Consider the following 15,419-nt stretch of genomic DNA (forward strand, 5'->3'; position numbering starts at 1 on the left):
GGAGTCGGGACGAGGAAAGGATCCGCAGGGGACGTGAGCGAGAATCAGAACCTGCTCGCGGAGCAGCGCCGCACCCTGATCCTCGACGAGGTACGCCGCCGCGGCGGCGTCCGGGTCAACGAGCTGACGCGCAAGCTCGGTGTCTCCGACATGACGGTCCGCCGGGACCTCGACGCGCTGGCCCGCCAGGGTGTGCTGGAGAAGGTGCACGGCGGCGCGGTGCCGGTGGTCGAGGCGAGCACGCACGAGCCCGGCTTCGAGGCCAAGTCGGGCCTGGAGCTGACCGCCAAGGAGGACATCGCGCGGGCGGCGGCCGAACTGGTCGCGCCGGGCACCGCGATCGCCCTCTCGGGCGGCACGACGACCTACGCGCTGGCGCATCATCTGCTGGACGTCCCTGACCTCACCGTCGTCACCAACTCGGTGCGCGTGGCCGACGTCTTCCACTCCTCGCAGCGCGCCCTGGGCCGTCGGCAGGGAGCGGCCACGGTGGTGCTGACCGGCGGGGTGCGCACCCCCTCGGACTCCCTGGTGGGCCCGGTCGCCGACCAGGCCATCGCGGCGCTGCACTTCGACATGCTGTTCCTCGGGGTCCACGGGATATCCGCGGAGGCGGGCCTGTCCACGCCCAACCTGGCCGAGGCGGAGACCAACCGGCGGCTGGTGCAGTCCGCGCGACGTGTGGTGGTGATCGCCGACCACACCAAGTGGGGCACGGTGGGCCTGAGTTCCTTCGCCACGCTGGAGCAGGTGGACACGCTGGTGACCGACTCGGGATTGCCGGGCGAGGCCCGGGCGGAGATCGCGGAGCACCTCGACCGGCTGGTGGTCGCCGGGGAACCGGAGGACCGGGAGACACCCGGGGAGGCGCCGGGGACGGCGGAGGAATCGGGCTGAGGCACGGGGCGGAGCGGGCATTCCCCGCGCCCCCGCGCTCCTGGTGCGCCCCGCTCGGTCCGGGCGCGGCCCGCTCAGTCAGGCCACGCCCCCGTGCGCAGCAGGACGTCGATCGCGGCCGCGTGGGGGGCGATGTCCATTCCCTCCTTCGCGAGCCAGGCGTCGGAGTAGTACTTGTCCAGATAGCGCTCCCCCGGGTCGCACAGCAGGGTGACCACGCTCCCCCGGCGCCCCTCGGCCACCATCTCCGCGACGATCCTCAGCGCGCTCCACAGCCCGGTGCCCGTGGAGCCGCCCGCCTTGCGGCCCGTGAGGCGGTCCAGGGCGCGCACGGCGGCGACGGCGGCCGCGTCCGGCACCTTCATCATGCGGTCGACGGCGTGCGGCACGAAGCTGGGCTCCATGCGCGGCCGGCCGATCCCCTCGATGCGTGAGCCCCGTTCGCAGACGACGTCCGGGTCGCCGGTCGTCCAGCCCTCGAAGAAACAGGAGTTCTCCGGGTCGGCGACGCAGACGCGGGTGTCGTACTGCATGTAGTGGACGTACCGGGCGATGGTCGCGGAGGTGCCGCCGGTGCCGGCCGTGGCGACGACCCACGCGGGTTCGGGGAACCGCTCCCGTTCGAGCTGGCGGAAGACGGACTCGGCGATGTTGTTGTTGCCGCGCCAGTCCGTGGCCCGTTCCGCGTAGGTGAACTGGTCCATGTAGTGGCCGCCGGTCTCCGCCGCGAGGCGGGCGGACTCCTCGTACATCGTGCGCGAGTCGTCGACGTAGTGGCACCGTCCGCCGTGGAACTCGATCAGGCGGATCTTCTCGGCGCTCGTGGTCCGCGGCATGACCGCGATGAACGGCACGCCGATCAGCTTGGCGAAGTACGCCTCCGAGACGGCCGTGGAACCGCTGGAGGCCTCGATCACCGGGCGGTCGGGCCGGATCCAGCCGTTGCACAGGCCGTAGAGGAAGAGCGAGCGGGCCAGGCGGTGCTTGAGGCTGCCGGTGGGATGCGTCGACTCGTCCTTGAGGTACAGGTCGACGCCCCAGTGCTCGGGCAGCGGGAACAGCAGGAGGTGGGTGTCGGCCGAGCGGTTGGCGTCCGCCTGGACCTTGCGGACGGCTTCCTTGAGCCAGCGCCGGTAGGGCACGTCGGTGCGGTCGACGTCGAGGGTGGCGCCGGGGTGGTCGGTGGGGGTGGTGCTCACGCCGGGACTCCTTACGCGGTGCGCCGAGGCTGCCTCCGTGCGCCCGGACGTCTCGATGATAGACAGCTTGCGCACGCTTCTCACCTGCATAAACACCTCTTTGGGAGGCTCAAAGGGCGGCCTGGGGGCCGGGGCGGGCACAGCGGGGGCGCGTGCGCGTGTGTGCGCCCGGCGGCGCGCGGTGCACCCCTGATGCGCACTGGTGCTCGGGGCCGTGCGCGGGCAGACTGCACGGCGCGGGACCGTTCGGCCGCCCGCGCCGGCCGGGCCGTACGACCGGGCCGGGTCCCGGACAGCTGTGCGACCGCGCCCGCGCGGGACCACCACGGAGGACCACCCAGGCGCACGAGGGGGCGGAACACCATGCCTGAACCGGAGTTCACGGCCAGAGGCGTGCGGATCGGCAAGGGTCTGCGGTCCCTGACCAGGGCGGGGCAGATCCGGATCAGTGAGGGCCGGGTGCGGCTGCTCACCAGCTACGGCAGCGAGATCGACAGTGCGCCGGTACAGGCGGTGCGCGCGTCCACTCCGCGGTTCGGTGCCGGGGACCGGGCCCGCGCGGATCTGGGCGGGACGCGGTACTCGCTGACCCTCGGCGAGAGCGATCCCGACCCGGGGACGCCGGGGACGCCCTCGGCGCGGCGGTTCGTCGAGGCGGTCCGCAGGGCCGCCGGCCGCGGCCGCTGAGCGGCGCGGGCATCGCGAGGTCGCGAGTTGCGCTTCCGAACCCCGTGCGTCACGCTGGTCGCACGTCACTCTGGGTTTACCGGCGATCACGCTGAAGAACCAGCCCGCCGGCCACGACAAGCGGGCGGCCGAGGTACACAGCCGCCCCGAGCCAGGCGGCACGGGTACCTGCCGCCCCGACCAGCGGACGGCCGTCGTACGCGGCCGTCACCCCCACAGCGGTCGCCGGACGTGGACCGCGCAGCACCAGGCGGCGTATTACACGCGGCCACCACGCAGGATCCGTTCTCGTCTTCTTCCGGACCTCAATTCGGGGAGTCGCAGCCGTGATCAGCCAGCGAAGCAGGCACTGCACGGTGGAGCTCCAAGCCCTGCCGTCGCGGATCGGCCAGGTCCGCAGAATCGTATCGGCGCAATTGCGCTACTGGCATCTGGACGCCCTCATCGACCGGGCCTCGCTCGGCGTGACCGAGTTGCTCACCAACGTGCACCGGCATGCCGAGCCCGACAAGACGTGCACCGTGGAGATCGAGCTGCTGCTCGACCGTCTGACGGTCTCGGTGCACGACCACGACCCCCGGCTGCCCGCCGTCTGCGAGGCGGAGCCCGGCTCCACCTGCGGGCGCGGGCTGGCGATGGTCGCCGAACTCAGCGAGAGCTGGGGCGTGCGGCCGGACGGGGAGGAGGGGAAGGTGGTCTGGTTCGAACTGTCGGCGTGCGTGCCGGTGGTCTCGATGGCCGACCTCGCCTCCACGGACACGAAGGACCTCTCCGCGAGGGGGAGCGTCCCCGGGCACCTGGTGGAACGGACGGTGGTCCGTTCGGCGGCGGTGCCGGGGTGACGGCGGCACGCGCCGCCGGGGCGGTGCGCGTGCGCACGCCCCCGGCGGGAGCGTGACGGGCGCGCCGGCCGAACACCGGCGGCGGTGGCCTCGCCCTCATGCGGCGGAGCCGTGAACCGGCACGGCACCCGTGCCCCCGACGGGGCCCGGGTGCCGGTCGCCCTCATGCCGCCGGGGGTTTGCCGACGGCGCCGAAGTGCTCCTCCAGGACGGAGGCGCGACGCCAGTACTCGTCCTCGTCGATCTCGCCGGAGGCGAACCGGCGGCCGAGGACCGCGAGGGGGGAGTCGCCCCTCGGCCGCCCGGGGTCCGCGGAGCGCCACGGCGGGCCGCCGCGCCGGCCGGTGCGGCGCAGCAGCGTCACGCCGGCGACCACGACCGCCGCCCAGATCAGCGGGAAGAACAGGATCCACGGGCCGGGCCCGCCGTCCCAGTGCGCCAGGGTCTGCATCTCGGGTCATCTCCTCGGTGGGTGTGCCGTTGTGCGATGCCCTCAGAGTCGCCCCCGCACGGGGTCCGCGTCGTCGTACGGCCGGCGGCGCCGTGCCTACCGCGCGGGGAGTACGCGACGGCCGGGTTCGCTGCTTCCTTTTCCCTCCTGGACTTCTGTAACTACTGGTATGTACGGTCACCGCATGAGTACGCGGGAGAGACTCGTCGAGTCCGCGCGCGACCTGTTGTGGGAGCGCGGTTACGTGGGCACCAGCCCCAAGGCGATCCTGGAGCGCGCGGGCGCCGGCCAGGGCAGCATGTACCACCACTTCACGGGCAAGTCCGATCTGGCGCTGGCCGCGATCACCCGTACCGCCGAGGAGATACGCGCGGCCGCGGCCGCCGTCCTGCACGGCCCCGGCACGCCGTACGCGCGCGTGACCGCGTATCTGCGGCGCGAGCGCGACGTCCTGCGCGGCTGCCCGGTCGGACGGCTGACCATGGACCCGGAGGTGATCGCGAGCGAGGAGCTGCGCGCCCCCGTCGACGAGACGCTGGACTGGCTGCGCGCGGAGCTCGCCGCCCTCGTCGAAGAGGGCAAGGAGCAGGGCGAGTTCGCCTCCTCGCTGGACGCCGAGGAGGTGGCGGCGGCGATCGTGGCGACGGTCCAGGGCGGCTACGTCCTCGCCCGCGCCTCGGGCTCCCCCGCCGCCTTCGACACCGGGGTGCGCGGACTGCTCTCCCTGCTGCGGCCCGCCGACCGGGGAGACACGTGATGCAGGCGATGCAGTACGAGGTCACCCTGCCCGCCGACTACGACATGGGGATCGTCCGCGCCCGGGTCGCCCGCCTCGGGCACGCGCTCGACGACTGGGAGGGGCTCGGCCTCAAGGCGTACCTCGTGCGCGAGCGCGGGGTGGACGGCTCCCCGGTCAACCAGTACGCCCCGTTCTACCTGTGGCACGAGGCGCGCGGCATGAACGCCTTCCTGTACGGGGGCCCGTTCCAGGGCCTCGTCGACGACTTCGGGCGTCCTTCGGTCCGCCAGTGGACGGGGCTGTGGTACGAGGAGAGCGCGGTCGTCGGCGCCGAGGCGCGGTACGCGGTGCGGCACCGCGCACCGGTGCCCGCGGGAAGGGCGCTCGCCGAGGTGGCGCAGGAGGCGATGCACGAGGCGGGGCTGCTGGTGGCGCTGGACGGCGCGGTCTGCGCGGCCGTGGCCGTCGACTCCCGGCACTGGGAGGTGGTGCGGTTCTCGCTGTGGGAGCACGGGACGCCGGAGACGGACGGCGACGTCTACCAGGTGCTGCGGCTGTCCGCGCCGGGACGGGACCGGCTGCCGCGCGGACGGCAGTGGTGAGGCCGAGGGGGCCCGGCATCGGGTCCGGCGCCGCGGGCGGGGACTTCGGCGGCACGGCGGCGGCCGGGTCGTCGGGGGCTTCTCGCCCGGGCGGGGATCGCGCGCGGCCGGGTCGCGCCCGCGGTGCCTGAGGCCTCTCGTCCGCCGGTCGGCGCCGGCACTCGCTCGTCCGCCGGTCGATGCCGGAGGTCACTGTTCCTACCGCCGGTGCCCGAGTCCGCTCGTCCGCCCGCCGGTGTCAGACGCCCGCGAGTGCCGTCAGCGGGTCGTCCAGGACCGGCTGCCAGGCCAGCTCGGCCGCCCCGACCAGGCTGTTGTGGTCCAGGGTGCACGGCAGGATGGGGACACCGCCGCTGCGCCCCCACAGGCTGCGGTCGGCGACGACGGCGCTCAGCCGGTCGGGATCGGTGTCCAGCAGGGTGCGGTGCAGACCGCCGAGGATAATGCGGTCCGGGTTGAGGATGTTGACCAGCCCGGCGAGTCCCAGGCCGAGCCGGTCGATCAGCGCCTCGGTGGCGGCGCGCACGGCCGGGTCCTCGGCGTGGTGGGCGCGGATCAGGTCGTTCGCCTGCTGCAGCAGGGACAGTTCGGGTCCGGGGTCGCGGCCCGCGGCGGTGAGGAGGGCCAGCGGATCGGCCTCGACATCGAGGCAGCCGCGGCTTCCGCAGTGGCAGGGACGTCCCTCGGGGTTGACGGTGAGGTGCCCCACCTCCAGGGCGAGGCCCGAACTCCCGGTGTGCAGCCGCCCGTCGAGCACCAGGGCGCCGCCCACGCCGCGGTGTCCGGTGGCCACGCAGAGCAGGTGGCGGGCGCCCCGTCCGGCGCCGTGCCGGTGTTCGGCGAGGGCGGCGAGGTTGACGTCGTTGGCGGCGAAGGCGGGACCCTCGATGCCGGCCGCGCGCACGCGTTCCGCGAAGATCTCCCGCACGGGGGAGCCGGCCGGCCAGTCCACGTGCATCGGGTTGAGCGCGAGCCCCTCCGGTTCGGCCACGGCGGCCGGGACGGCGAGACCGGCCCCCACGCAGCGCAGGCCGGTCGCGCGGAGCAGGTCGGCGCCCGCCTCGACGACGGAGCCGAGCACCTTCGCCGGATCGGCCTCGACGGTCTCGCAGCCGGGGGCCGTGGCCACGATGCGGCCGCCGAGGCCGACGAGGGCGGCGCGGTACCCGTCGGCGTGGACCTGGGCGGCCAGGACGACGGGGCCGTCCTCGGCGACCTCCAGACGGTGCGAGGGGCGGCCCTGGGAGCCGGCGGCGGCACCGGGGTGGGCGTCGACACGGATCAGGCCCAGCGCCTCCAGCTCGGCGGCGACCGCGCCGGCGGTCGCGCGCGTGACGCCGAGGGCGGTGGTCAGGACGGCACGGGTGGGGGCACGGCCGGTGTGCACGAGTTCGAGCGCGGGACCGAGGGCACCGCGGCCCCGGTCCAGGCGTGCCCGGGTGTTCCCTTCCCCCGTCGCGCGCGGGGCCGCATTGCCGCTCATGAGGGCGAGTCTCCCATGATCCGCGGGTGCCGACGGCGCCCCGGGGCGCTCCCCGGCCGCTCCGATAGCCTGGGCACGCGATGAACGACCCCATGACCACCCCCCAGGGCACCTATCACCTCACCCGCTTCCCCGAGGACCCCCGCGACCGGCTGCGCGCCTGGGACGCCGCCGACGCGTACCTGCTCCGCCATCTCGCGGCGGCCGGCGTCCTCGAGGAGGCCGGGGGCGACTCCGAGGGTGCCGGGGTCGCCTCGCGCACCGCGTTTCCCGCCGTGGTCGTCCTCGGCGACCGGTGGGGAGCGCTCACCACCGCGCTCGCCCCGCACCGCCCCACGCAGGTCACCGACTCCTTCCTCGCCCGGCAGGCCACCCTCGCCAATCTCGCGCGGGCCGGCGTCGACCCGGCGGCCGTGCGCCTGCTCACCACCCAGGACCCGCCCCCGGACACGATCGACGTCCTCCTCGTCCGCGTGCCCAAGAGCCTCGCGCTGCTGGAGGACCAACTGCACCGACTGGCCCCGGCCGTGCGCCCGGACACCCTCGTCCTCGGCTCGGGCATGGTGAAGGAGATCCACACCTCGACGCTGCGGACCTTCGAACGGATCCTCGGCCCGACCCGCACCTCCCTCGCCGAGCAGAAGGCCCGGCTGATCCACTGCGCCCCCGAGGCGCACGCCTCCCGCGGGCGCAGCCCCTGGCCGTACCGCTACGCGCTCCCGGACGGCATCGGCGTGCTGTCGGGGCGGCCGGTCACCAACCACGCGGGCGTCTTCTGCGCGGACCGGCTCGACATCGGCACCCGCTTCTTCCTGCGTCACCTCCCCCGGGCCCGCGCCGGGCAGCGTGTGGTGGACCTGGGCTGCGGCAACGGGATCGTGGGTACCGCGGTGGCCCTCGCCGAACCCGGCGCCGACGTGCTGTTCGTGGACGAGTCCTACCAGGCGGTGGCCTCGGCCGAGGAGACGTACCGGGAGAACACCGCGGGCGCGGACCGCGCAGGCGGGGCGGAGTTCCTGGTCGGCGACGGTCTCGCGGAACTCGCCCCGGGCGGGGTCGACCTCGTGCTGAACAACCCGCCGTTCCACTCGCACCAGGCCACCACCGACGCCACCGCCCGGCGCATGTTCACGCAGGCCCGCCGTGCCCTGCGGCCGGGCGGGGAGCTCTGGGTGGTCGGCAACCGCCACCTGGGCCACCACCTCACCCTGCGCCGCCTGTTCGGGAACAGCGAACTGGTCGCGAGCGACCCGAAGTTCGTGGTCCTGAGGGCCGTGAAGAAGTGACCGCGCGCGGTGGACGGGCGCCGCTCCGGCGGTGACCGCCCGCCCGATGATGCCGCACGGCTCCTTGCCCCGCTGTCGACAGCGCTTCTAGTCTGATTTTGTGCCGCAAATAAACAAAGCCCGCTCGCACACCGTCGTGCCGGGCCGCACCACCGACCTCGTCCGCCTCCGCATCACACTGACCACCTTCTTCGCCCTCGACGGCTTCGTCTTCGCCGGCTGGGTCGTACGCATCCCCGCCATCAAGGCGCAGACCGGCGCCTCCAACAGCGCCCTGGGGCTGGCGCTGCTCGGGGTCTCGGCCGGGGCCGTCGTCACGATGACGCTCACCGGCCGCCTCTGCCGCAGGTTCGGCAGCCACCCGATGACCGTCGTCTGCGCGGTTCTGCTCTCCCTCAGTATCGCCCTGCCGCCCCTCACCCACTCGGTCTGGGCGCTGGGCGCGGTGCTGTGCGTCTTCGGCGCGGCGTACGGCGGGATCAACGTCGCCTTCAACAGCGCGGCCGTGGACCTGGTGGCCGCGCTGCGGCGGCCGATCATGCCCACCTTCCACGCGGCCTTCAGCCTGGGCGGAATGGTCGGGGCCGGACTCGGCGGCCTGGTCGCGGGGTCGCTGACGCCGACGTGGCACCTGTCCGGTCTCACCGTGATCGGTCTGATCGTGACCGCCGTGACGGGTCGGGTGCTGCTGCGTCTGGACCCGCCCGCGGCCCCGGAGCCGGTGCCGGAGGAACAAGGGGGCCCGCCCCGCTCGCAGCCGCGCACCCGCGCGCTGGTGGTCACCTTCGGGCTGATCGCCCTGTGCACCGCCTACGGCGAGGGGGCCATGGCCGACTGGGGCGCGCTCCATCTGGAGCAGGACCTCGACGCCGCCCCGGGCGTCGCGGCGGTGGGGTACTCCTGCTTCGCCCTCGCCATGACCGCCGGCCGGTTGACCGGAACGGTCCTGCTGGAACGGCTGGGCCGGACCCGGACCCTGGTGGCCGGGGGCGCGACGGCCGCGGGCGGCATGCTGCTCGGTTCCCTCGCCCCCTCCGTCTGGGCCGCCCTGCTCGGCTTCGCCGTCACCGGGCTCGGGCTCGCCAACATCTTCCCCACCGCGGTGGAACGCGCCGGTGCGCTCGGGGGGCCCGGCGGCGTCGCCACCGCGTCCACGCTCGGCTACGGCGGCATGCTGCTCGGGCCGCCCGCGATCGGCTTCATGGCGGAGTGGGCCTCCCTGCCCACCGCGCTCACCAGCGTCGCCGCGCTGGCCGCGGTCGCCGCCCTCATCGCCTTCCTCACCCGCCGCGCGGCCCGGTCCTGACCCCGGGGCCGAACCTCCCGCGAAGCCCCCGACGCCCGTGCGCGGGCCCCCTCCCCGTCGAAACCCCTGCCGCGGATGCCCGGACGTCGGCCAGACTGCGCCCATGGACACCGCTCCCCTGGACACTGCCTCCTTCCTCGAGACGCTCGACCACGAGGGCCGGCTGCTCGGCGGCATCGCCGAGGAGACCGGCCCCGGGGCCGAGGTGCCGACCTGCCCCGGCTGGCGGATGCGCGACCTGCTGGGACACACCGGCGCGATCCACCGCTGGGCCCGCGCCTTCCTCGCCGAGGGCCACACCTCGGCCCGGCCCCAGGAGGAGGCCCCGGATCTGGACGGGGAGGCCCTCCTCGCCTGGTACCGCGAGGGCCACCGCCGGCTCCTCGACACGCTCGCCTCCGCCCCTGCCGACCTGCGGTGCTGGACGTTCCTGCCCGGCGCCGGCGCCCCGGTCGCCTTCTGGGCGCGGCGCCAGGCGCACGAGACGGCCGTGCACCGTATCGACGCCGAGGCCGCGCGGGGCGCCGACCCGGCCGCCCTCGCCGTGGACCCCGCCCGCGGGTTCGCGCCCGGGTTCGCCGCCGACGGCGTCGACGAGTTGCTGCGCGGCTTCCACGCCCGGCCCCGGAGCCGGGTACGGACGGCGGAGCCCCGCGTCCTGCGCGTACGCGCCACCGACGTCCCGGACGCCGTGTGGACCGTACGGCTCTCGCCCGAGCCCCCCGCCGCCGAGCGGGGTGCCACCGCCGAGGCCGACTGCGAGCTGGCCGGGCCCGCCGCCGTCCTGTACCTCGCCCTGTGGAACCGCGCCCCGGTCCCCTCCGTCACCGGCGACACCGCGCTCGCCGGCCTCTGGCGGACGGCCTCGGCCGTCGGCTGAGGCGGTCCGGCCCGGCGCGGCGCGGTCCGGCCCGGCGCGGTCCGGCCCGGCGCGGTCCGGCCCGGCCCGGCGCGGGCCCGGACGGTTCCCCTCACCCCAGCCATCCCGGCCGTACCAACCCCGACTCGTAGGCCAGCACGACGAGTTGTGCGCGGTCGCGGGCGCCCAGTTTGACCATCGTGCGGCTGACGTGGGTCTTGGCGGTCAGCGGGCTGACGACGAGGCGGCGCGCGATCTCCTCGTTGGACAGCCCCAGTCCGACCAGGGCCATCACCTCCCTCTCCCGCTCGGTGAGCCGGGCGAGCGAGGCGGCCGCCGCGGGTTCCTTGGAGCGCGCGGCGAACTCCGCGATCAGCCGCCGGGTCACCCCGGGCGAGAGCAGCGCGTCCCCCTCGACCACCGCCCGCACCGCGCGCAGCAGTTCGGCCGGCTCGGTGTCCTTGACGAGGAAGCCGGAGGCGCCGGAGCGGATCGCCTCGAAGACGTACTCGTCGAGTTCGAAGGTGGTCAGCATGATCACCTTGACTCCGGCCAGCCGTTCGTCCCCGGTGATGCGGCGGGTGGCGGCGAGACCGTCGAGCACCGGCATCCGGATGTCCATCAGGACGACGTCGGGGCCGAGGGCGCGCACCGCCCCCAGTGCCTCCTCCCCGTCGGCTGCCTCGCCCGCCACCTCGATGTCCGGCTGGGCGTCGAGCAGGGCCTTGAACCCCGCCCTGACCAGCGACTGGTCGTCGGCGAGCAGTACGCGGATCACCGTTCCTCCTCGGGTGGGCCGTGGGACGCCCGGGGTTCACGGGTGCCCTCGGCCGGAGGTGCGCGCAGGGGCAGGACGGCGAGCACCCGGAAGCCGCCGTCCACCCGCCGGCCCGCCTCGATCGTGCCGCCGAGAGCCGCCGCCCGCTCGCGCATGCCGGCCAGGCCGTTGCCGCTGCCACCGGCGTCGGCACCGGTCGCGGGGCCGTCGTCGTCGATCCGCAGCCGCAGGACGCCCCCGCCGGAGGAGATCCGGATCCGCGCCTGTCGCGACCCGGAGTGCCGTACGACGTTGGTGAGCGCCTCCTGGACGATGCGGAAGGCGGCCAGGTCCGCGCCCGGCGGCAGCTTCGGCGGGGTGCCCTCGACCTCGACGGTCAGCCCGGCGTCGGCGGCCTGCGCGACCAGTTCGGGCAGGCGGTCCAGGCCCGGTGCCGGCGCCCGGGGCGCCTCGCCCGGCGTGCGCAGTCCCTCGAGCACCTGCCGCACCTCCCCGAGGGCTTCCTTGCTGGCCGACTTGATGGTGGTGAGCGCGGTGCGGGCCTGCTCGGGATCGGAGTCGAGCAGTGCCAGACCCACGCCCGCCTGCACGTTGATCACGGAGATGCTGTGCGCGAGGACGTCGTGGAGTTCCCGGGCCATCCGCAGCCGCTCCTCGTCGGCTCGGCGCCGGGCGGCCTGGGCCCGTTCCGCCCGTTCGCGGGCCCACTGCTCCCGCCGTACGCCCGCGAGTTCGCTGACCGCCACGACCGTCGCCACCCAGGCGGCCACCACGGCCTCCTGTCCCCAGGGGGCGGCGGAGTCGCCCGAGGGCGGCAGCAGGCGGTACAGCCAGTGGGCCAGCACGACGTGCCCCGCCCACAGCATCGCCGCCGCGGCCCAGGCCGCCCGTCTGTGCCCGCTCACCACGGCGCCGAAGCAGGCGAGGGCGACCGTGAGGAACACCGGTCCGTAGGGATATCCGGCCCCGAGGTAGACCATGACCACCGCGGCCGTGGTGAAGACGACGGCCACCGGGTGGCGCCGGCGCCACAGCAGCGCCGCGCAGGCGAGCAGGAGCAGCACCAGCGCGAAGGGGTCGAGCGCCGCGCGTGCGCCGCCCCGCTGTCCCTGGGCGGCGGCATGGGTGCCGACCAGCACGAGGGCGGTCAGGAGCACGGTGGAGGGCCACGGCAGCCGGTGCCCGGCGGGCGCGGACGGCTCGCCGACGCCGGCGTGCCCCCCGGCAGCGCTCCTGGCGCCGGGTCCGCCGCCGCTCCCCACGTCCTCGTCCTGGCCGTGCCACCAGGGCGGCCCGGGCCGGGGCGCGGGCCACCACGCCGGGGCCCGCACGCGTCGCTCCTTCATGCCCGTCACGCTAGACGGCACCGGGTACGCGCCGCGTCACCCTCGCGGGGCGATCATCGGTACTCCCCCGGTAGTACGGGTATGACAGGGGCGGCGAACAGAAGGGCGCCGGGCGGCCGCCTACCGGTCGAAGGCCGTCAGCGCCCGCTGGGCCAGCGGGTGGCTGCGGATCAGTTCGCCCAGCGTCGTGGCGCCGCGGGTGATGTCGGTGAACGCCTTCCACGCCGGGCGGAAGCCGGTGAGCGCCGCGTGGAACAGTCCCGGACGGCGCTCGAAGGCCTTCAGCATCCGCCTGCCGACGCTCATCTCCACGCCCAGCCCCGCCTTGATGGCGAAGGCGTAGTTGAGGGCCTGCCGGCGGGCGTCCACCGCGTCGTGCGCCTCGGAGATCCGCACCGCCCACTCCCCCGCGAGCCGTCCGGAGCGCAGGGCGAAGGAGATGCCCTCGCGGGTCCACGGTTCCAGGAGCCCCGCCGCGTCCCCGCACACCAGCACCCGTCCGCGGGTCAGCGGCGAGTCCTCGGCGCGGCAGCGGGTCAGGTGGCCGGAGGAGACGCTGGGTTCGAAGCCGGACAGGCCGAGCCGGGCGACGAAGTCCTCCAGGTACCGCTTGGTCGCGGCGCCCTCGCCGCGCGCGGAGATCACGCCGACGGTGAGCGTGTCCCCCTTGGGGAAGACCCAGCCGTAACTGCCGGGCATGGGGCCCCAGTCGATGAGTACCCGGCCCTTCCAGTCCTCGGCGACCGTCTCGGGCACGGGGATCTCCGACTCGAGGCCGAGGTCGACCTGGTCCAGCTTGACCCCGACGTGGGCTCCTATGCGGCTGGCGCTGCCGTCGGCGCCGACGACCGCGCGGGCCAGCACCGTCTCGCCGCCCTGGAGGACGACGGCGACCGTGCGCCGGTCGGGTACGGCCGCGCCGTGCTGTTCGACCCGGACGACGGTGGCGCCGGTGCGCAGTTCCGCGCCCGCCTTCTGCGCGTGTTCGACCAACTGCTGATCGAATTCGGGCCGGTTGATGAGACCGAAGAGCATCTGCCGGGAGCGGCGGGTGCGGGTGAAGCGGCCGTTGTTCGAGAAGGTGACCGCGTGCACCTTGTCCTTGAACGGCAGGTCGAAGCCGGGGGGCAGGGTGTCCCGCGAGGGTCCGATGATGCCGCCGCCGCACGTCTTGTAACGGGGCAGGTCCGCCTTCTCCAGCAGCAGCACGCTGCGTCCCGCGACCGCCGCGGCGTAGGCCGCCGAGGCCCCGGCGGGCCCCGCACCCACCACGACCACGTCCCACACCCGTTGCGTGCCTTCCGCCGAAGAGTTCTCGCTGCTCACGATGGTCTACTGCTCCCGATCAAGCCGCCTGCCGCACCTGTCCCACGCATCCTACGGTGGCCGCGGGCGCGGGCCGTTGTGGGAGGATCGACAGCGTGCGCGCGGCGCGCATCCGTAAGAGTCCACGCACCGCACGATCACAGGCAAAAAGACAGTCTCGAAAGTTGAACGTCGCACCCACAAGGAGCGTGCCCATGCCGTCGAATTCGGTCGCCGAGACCGTTGCCTCGCTGCTGCCCAGGGCGAGGGAGGAGCTCACCGAACTGGTGGCCTTCCGCTCGGTGGCGGACTTCGAGCAGTTCCCGAAGAGCGAGAGCGAGGCCGCGGCACGCTGGATCAGCGAGGCGCTGCGCACCGAGGGCTTCCAGGACGTGGCCGTGCTCGACACCCCCGACGGCACGCAGTCGGTGTACGGCTTCCTGCCGGGCCCCGAAGGCGCCCGCACCGTCCTGCTGTACGCGCACTACGACGTGCAGCCGCCGCTGGACGAGGCGGCGTGGAGCACGCCGCCGTTCACGCTGACCGAGCGCGGGGGCCGCTGGTACGGGCGGGGCGCGGCGGACTGCAAGGGCGGCGTGATCATGCACCTGCTGGCACTGCGGGCCCTGAAGGCGAACGGCGGCGTGCCGGTCAACGTCAAGGTGATCGTGGAGGGTTCGGAGGAACAGGGCACGGGCGGTCTGGAGCGGTATGCCGAGGAGCACCCGGAGCTGCTCGCCGCCGACGCCGTCGTGATCGGCGACTCGGGGAACTTCCGGGTCGGCCTGCCCACCGTGACGACGACGCTGCGGGGCATGACCATGCTGCGCATCGGGGTCGACACCCTGGAGGGCAATCTGCACTCCGGCCAGTTCGGCGGCGCGGCCCCGGACGCCCTCGCCGCTCTCATCCGGGTGCTGGACTCGCTGCGCGGCGAGGACGGCTCCACGACGGTCGACGGTCTGGACGGCGGAGCCACCTGGGAGGGACTCCAGTACGAGGAGGCCCAGTTCCGCAAGGACGCCAAGGTCCTCGACGGCGTCGGGCTGATCGGCTCGGGCACGGTCGCCGACCGCATCTGGGCGCGTCCGGCGGTCACGGTCCTCGGCATCGACTGCCCGCCCGTGGTGGGTGCCACCCCGTCGGTCCAGGCGAGCGCCCGCGCGCTGGTCAGCCTGCGGGTGCCGCCGGGTGTGGACGCCGTGGAGGCGACCAAGCTGCTGCAGACCCACCTGGAGAACCGCACGCCGTGGGGTGCCCGGGTGACGGTGGAACAGATCGGCCAGGGCCAGGCGTTCCGCGCCGACACCCGCAGCCCGGCGTACGCGGCGATGGCGGAGGCGATGGCCGAGGCCTACCCGGGCGAGGAGATGCAGCAGGCGGGACAGGGCGGCTCCATCCCGCTGTGCAACACGCTCGCCTCGCTGTACCCGGAGGCGGAGATCCTGCTGATCGGCCTGAGCGAGCCGGAGGCGCAGATCCACGCGGTCGACGAGAGCGTCTCGCCCGAGGAACTGGAGCGGCTGTCGGTCGCCGAGGCGCTGTTCCTGCGCGCGTACGCGGCGAACTGACCGAGGACGTCGTTCGCGCCGTCGGACCCCGGCGCGTGCGGTGGCGGCCGCCGTACGCGCGTCCGCGG

The 15,419-nt window shown here is 74.5% G+C and carries 15 protein-coding genes; 9 read left to right on the forward strand and 6 right to left on the reverse strand.

Annotated elements, in window-relative coordinates:
• Positions 1-33 precede the first annotated feature (33 nt).
• Positions 34-897 carry a DeoR/GlpR family DNA-binding transcription regulator gene (locus OHB09_RS03510; RefSeq protein ID WP_006144477.1) on the forward strand — a complete coding sequence of 288 codons (864 nt, stop codon included), beginning with the start codon at positions 34-36 and terminating at the stop codon, positions 895-897.
• Positions 898-971: 74 nt separating this feature from the next.
• Here the strand turns inward: OHB09_RS03510 and OHB09_RS03515 are convergent, their stop codons facing one another.
• Complete coding sequence (locus OHB09_RS03515; protein WP_006144476.1) at positions 972-2,096, reverse strand: L-cysteine desulfhydrase Cds1; 1,125 nt, start codon at positions 2,094-2,096, stop codon at positions 972-974.
• Positions 2,097-2,459: 363 nt separating this feature from the next.
• On the opposite strand from OHB09_RS03515, the gene OHB09_RS03520 reads away from it, so the two are divergent.
• Both OHB09_RS03520 and OHB09_RS03525 read left to right on the forward strand, forming a co-directional pair.
• Positions 2,460-2,783: a hypothetical protein gene (locus OHB09_RS03520; protein ID WP_040897283.1), complete on the forward strand. Its 324-nt coding sequence runs from the start codon at positions 2,460-2,462 to the stop codon at positions 2,781-2,783.
• Positions 2,784-3,109: 326 nt separating this feature from the next.
• Entirely contained in the window at positions 3,110-3,625 is a 516-nt protein-coding gene (locus OHB09_RS03525) for an ATP-binding protein (protein WP_006144473.1), read from the forward strand.
• A 163-nt stretch (positions 3,626-3,788) separates the two neighbouring features.
• Here the strand turns inward: OHB09_RS03525 and OHB09_RS03530 are convergent, their stop codons facing one another.
• Positions 3,789-4,076, reverse strand: a complete 288-nt coding sequence (locus OHB09_RS03530; RefSeq protein ID WP_006144472.1) for an SHOCT domain-containing protein — start codon at positions 4,074-4,076, stop codon at positions 3,789-3,791.
• Between the two features lie 184 nt (positions 4,077-4,260).
• On the opposite strand from OHB09_RS03530, the gene OHB09_RS03535 reads away from it, so the two are divergent.
• Together OHB09_RS03535 and OHB09_RS03540 are read left to right on the forward strand one after the other, a co-directional pair.
• Positions 4,261-4,833 carry a TetR/AcrR family transcriptional regulator gene (locus tag OHB09_RS03535; RefSeq protein ID WP_328921597.1) on the forward strand — a complete coding sequence of 191 codons (573 nt, stop codon included), beginning with the start codon at positions 4,261-4,263 and terminating at the stop codon, positions 4,831-4,833.
• Positions 4,833-5,417 (forward strand): DUF4865 family protein, encoded by a 585-nt coding sequence (locus tag OHB09_RS03540; protein WP_191854730.1) that lies wholly within the window; start codon positions 4,833-4,835, stop codon positions 5,415-5,417. Before OHB09_RS03535 ends, OHB09_RS03540 begins: the two co-directional genes overlap by 1 nt.
• A gap of 238 nt (positions 5,418-5,655) precedes the next feature.
• On the opposite strand, the gene OHB09_RS03545 is transcribed toward OHB09_RS03540, so the two are convergent.
• Positions 5,656-6,900 carry an ROK family protein gene (locus OHB09_RS03545; RefSeq protein ID WP_040897280.1) on the reverse strand — a complete coding sequence of 415 codons (1,245 nt, stop codon included), beginning with the start codon at positions 6,898-6,900 and terminating at the stop codon, positions 5,656-5,658.
• A 92-nt stretch (positions 6,901-6,992) separates the two neighbouring features.
• Between OHB09_RS03545 and OHB09_RS03550 the strand changes: the two genes are divergently transcribed.
• From OHB09_RS03550 to OHB09_RS03560, 3 genes are all read left to right on the forward strand, one after another.
• Positions 6,993-8,186, forward strand: a complete 1,194-nt coding sequence (locus OHB09_RS03550; protein WP_328921598.1) for a methyltransferase — start codon at positions 6,993-6,995, stop codon at positions 8,184-8,186.
• A gap of 136 nt (positions 8,187-8,322) precedes the next feature.
• Positions 8,323-9,492 carry an MFS transporter gene (locus OHB09_RS03555; RefSeq protein WP_328922987.1) on the forward strand — a complete coding sequence of 390 codons (1,170 nt, stop codon included), beginning with the start codon at positions 8,323-8,325 and terminating at the stop codon, positions 9,490-9,492.
• 103 nt (positions 9,493-9,595) lie between these two features.
• Positions 9,596-10,372 carry a maleylpyruvate isomerase family mycothiol-dependent enzyme gene (locus OHB09_RS03560; RefSeq protein ID WP_328729962.1) on the forward strand — a complete coding sequence of 259 codons (777 nt, stop codon included), beginning with the start codon at positions 9,596-9,598 and terminating at the stop codon, positions 10,370-10,372.
• 91 nt (positions 10,373-10,463) lie between these two features.
• Here OHB09_RS03560 and OHB09_RS03565 read toward each other — a convergent pair whose 3' ends face one another.
• From OHB09_RS03565 to OHB09_RS03575, 3 genes are all read right to left on the reverse strand, one after another.
• On the reverse strand, positions 10,464-11,129 hold the full coding sequence (locus OHB09_RS03565; protein ID WP_093590207.1) for a response regulator transcription factor: 666 nt from the start codon (positions 11,127-11,129) through the stop codon (positions 10,464-10,466).
• Positions 11,126-12,475 (reverse strand): sensor histidine kinase, encoded by a 1,350-nt coding sequence (locus OHB09_RS03570; RefSeq protein WP_328921599.1) that lies wholly within the window; start codon positions 12,473-12,475, stop codon positions 11,126-11,128. Before OHB09_RS03570 ends, OHB09_RS03565 begins: the two co-directional genes overlap by 4 nt.
• Positions 12,476-12,595: 120 nt before the next feature.
• Positions 12,596-13,801 (reverse strand): geranylgeranyl reductase family protein, encoded by a 1,206-nt coding sequence (locus OHB09_RS03575; protein ID WP_040897423.1) that lies wholly within the window; start codon positions 13,799-13,801, stop codon positions 12,596-12,598.
• 194 nt (positions 13,802-13,995) lie between these two features.
• On the opposite strand from OHB09_RS03575, the gene OHB09_RS03580 reads away from it, so the two are divergent.
• The gene (locus OHB09_RS03580; protein ID WP_234527382.1) at positions 13,996-15,351 is read left to right on the forward strand and encodes a dipeptidase; all 1,356 of its coding nucleotides are present in this window, start codon (positions 13,996-13,998) and stop codon (positions 15,349-15,351) included.
• The last annotated feature ends 68 nt before the right edge of the window (positions 15,352-15,419 follow it).

It is taken from the genome of Streptomyces griseoaurantiacus (genome assembly GCF_036189845.1).
Classification (GTDB): Bacteria; Actinomycetota; Actinomycetes; order Streptomycetales; family Streptomycetaceae; genus Streptomyces; species Streptomyces griseoaurantiacus.

Bases quoted from the DNA above. Each gene is read 5' to 3' on its own strand.
- OHB09_RS03520 (WP_040897283.1), top strand. From the start codon at position 2,460: ATGCCTGAACCGGAGTTCACGGCCAGAGGCGTGCGGATCGGCAAGGGT.
- OHB09_RS03530 (WP_006144472.1), bottom strand. From the start codon at position 4,076: ATGCAGACCCTGGCGCACTGGGACGGCGGGCCCGGCCCGTGGATCCTG.
- OHB09_RS03535 (WP_328921597.1), top strand. From the start codon at position 4,261: ATGAGTACGCGGGAGAGACTCGTCGAGTCCGCGCGCGACCTGTTGTGG.
- OHB09_RS03540 (WP_191854730.1), top strand. From the start codon at position 4,833: ATGCAGGCGATGCAGTACGAGGTCACCCTGCCCGCCGACTACGACATG.
- OHB09_RS03545 (WP_040897280.1), bottom strand. From the start codon at position 6,900: ATGAGCGGCAATGCGGCCCCGCGCGCGACGGGGGAAGGGAACACCCGG.
- OHB09_RS03550 (WP_328921598.1), top strand. From the start codon at position 6,993: ATGACCACCCCCCAGGGCACCTATCACCTCACCCGCTTCCCCGAGGAC.
- OHB09_RS03560 (WP_328729962.1), top strand. From the start codon at position 9,596: ATGGACACCGCTCCCCTGGACACTGCCTCCTTCCTCGAGACGCTCGAC.
- OHB09_RS03570 (WP_328921599.1), bottom strand. From the start codon at position 12,475: ATGAAGGAGCGACGCGTGCGGGCCCCGGCGTGGTGGCCCGCGCCCCGG.
- OHB09_RS03580 (WP_234527382.1), top strand. From the start codon at position 13,996: ATGCCGTCGAATTCGGTCGCCGAGACCGTTGCCTCGCTGCTGCCCAGG.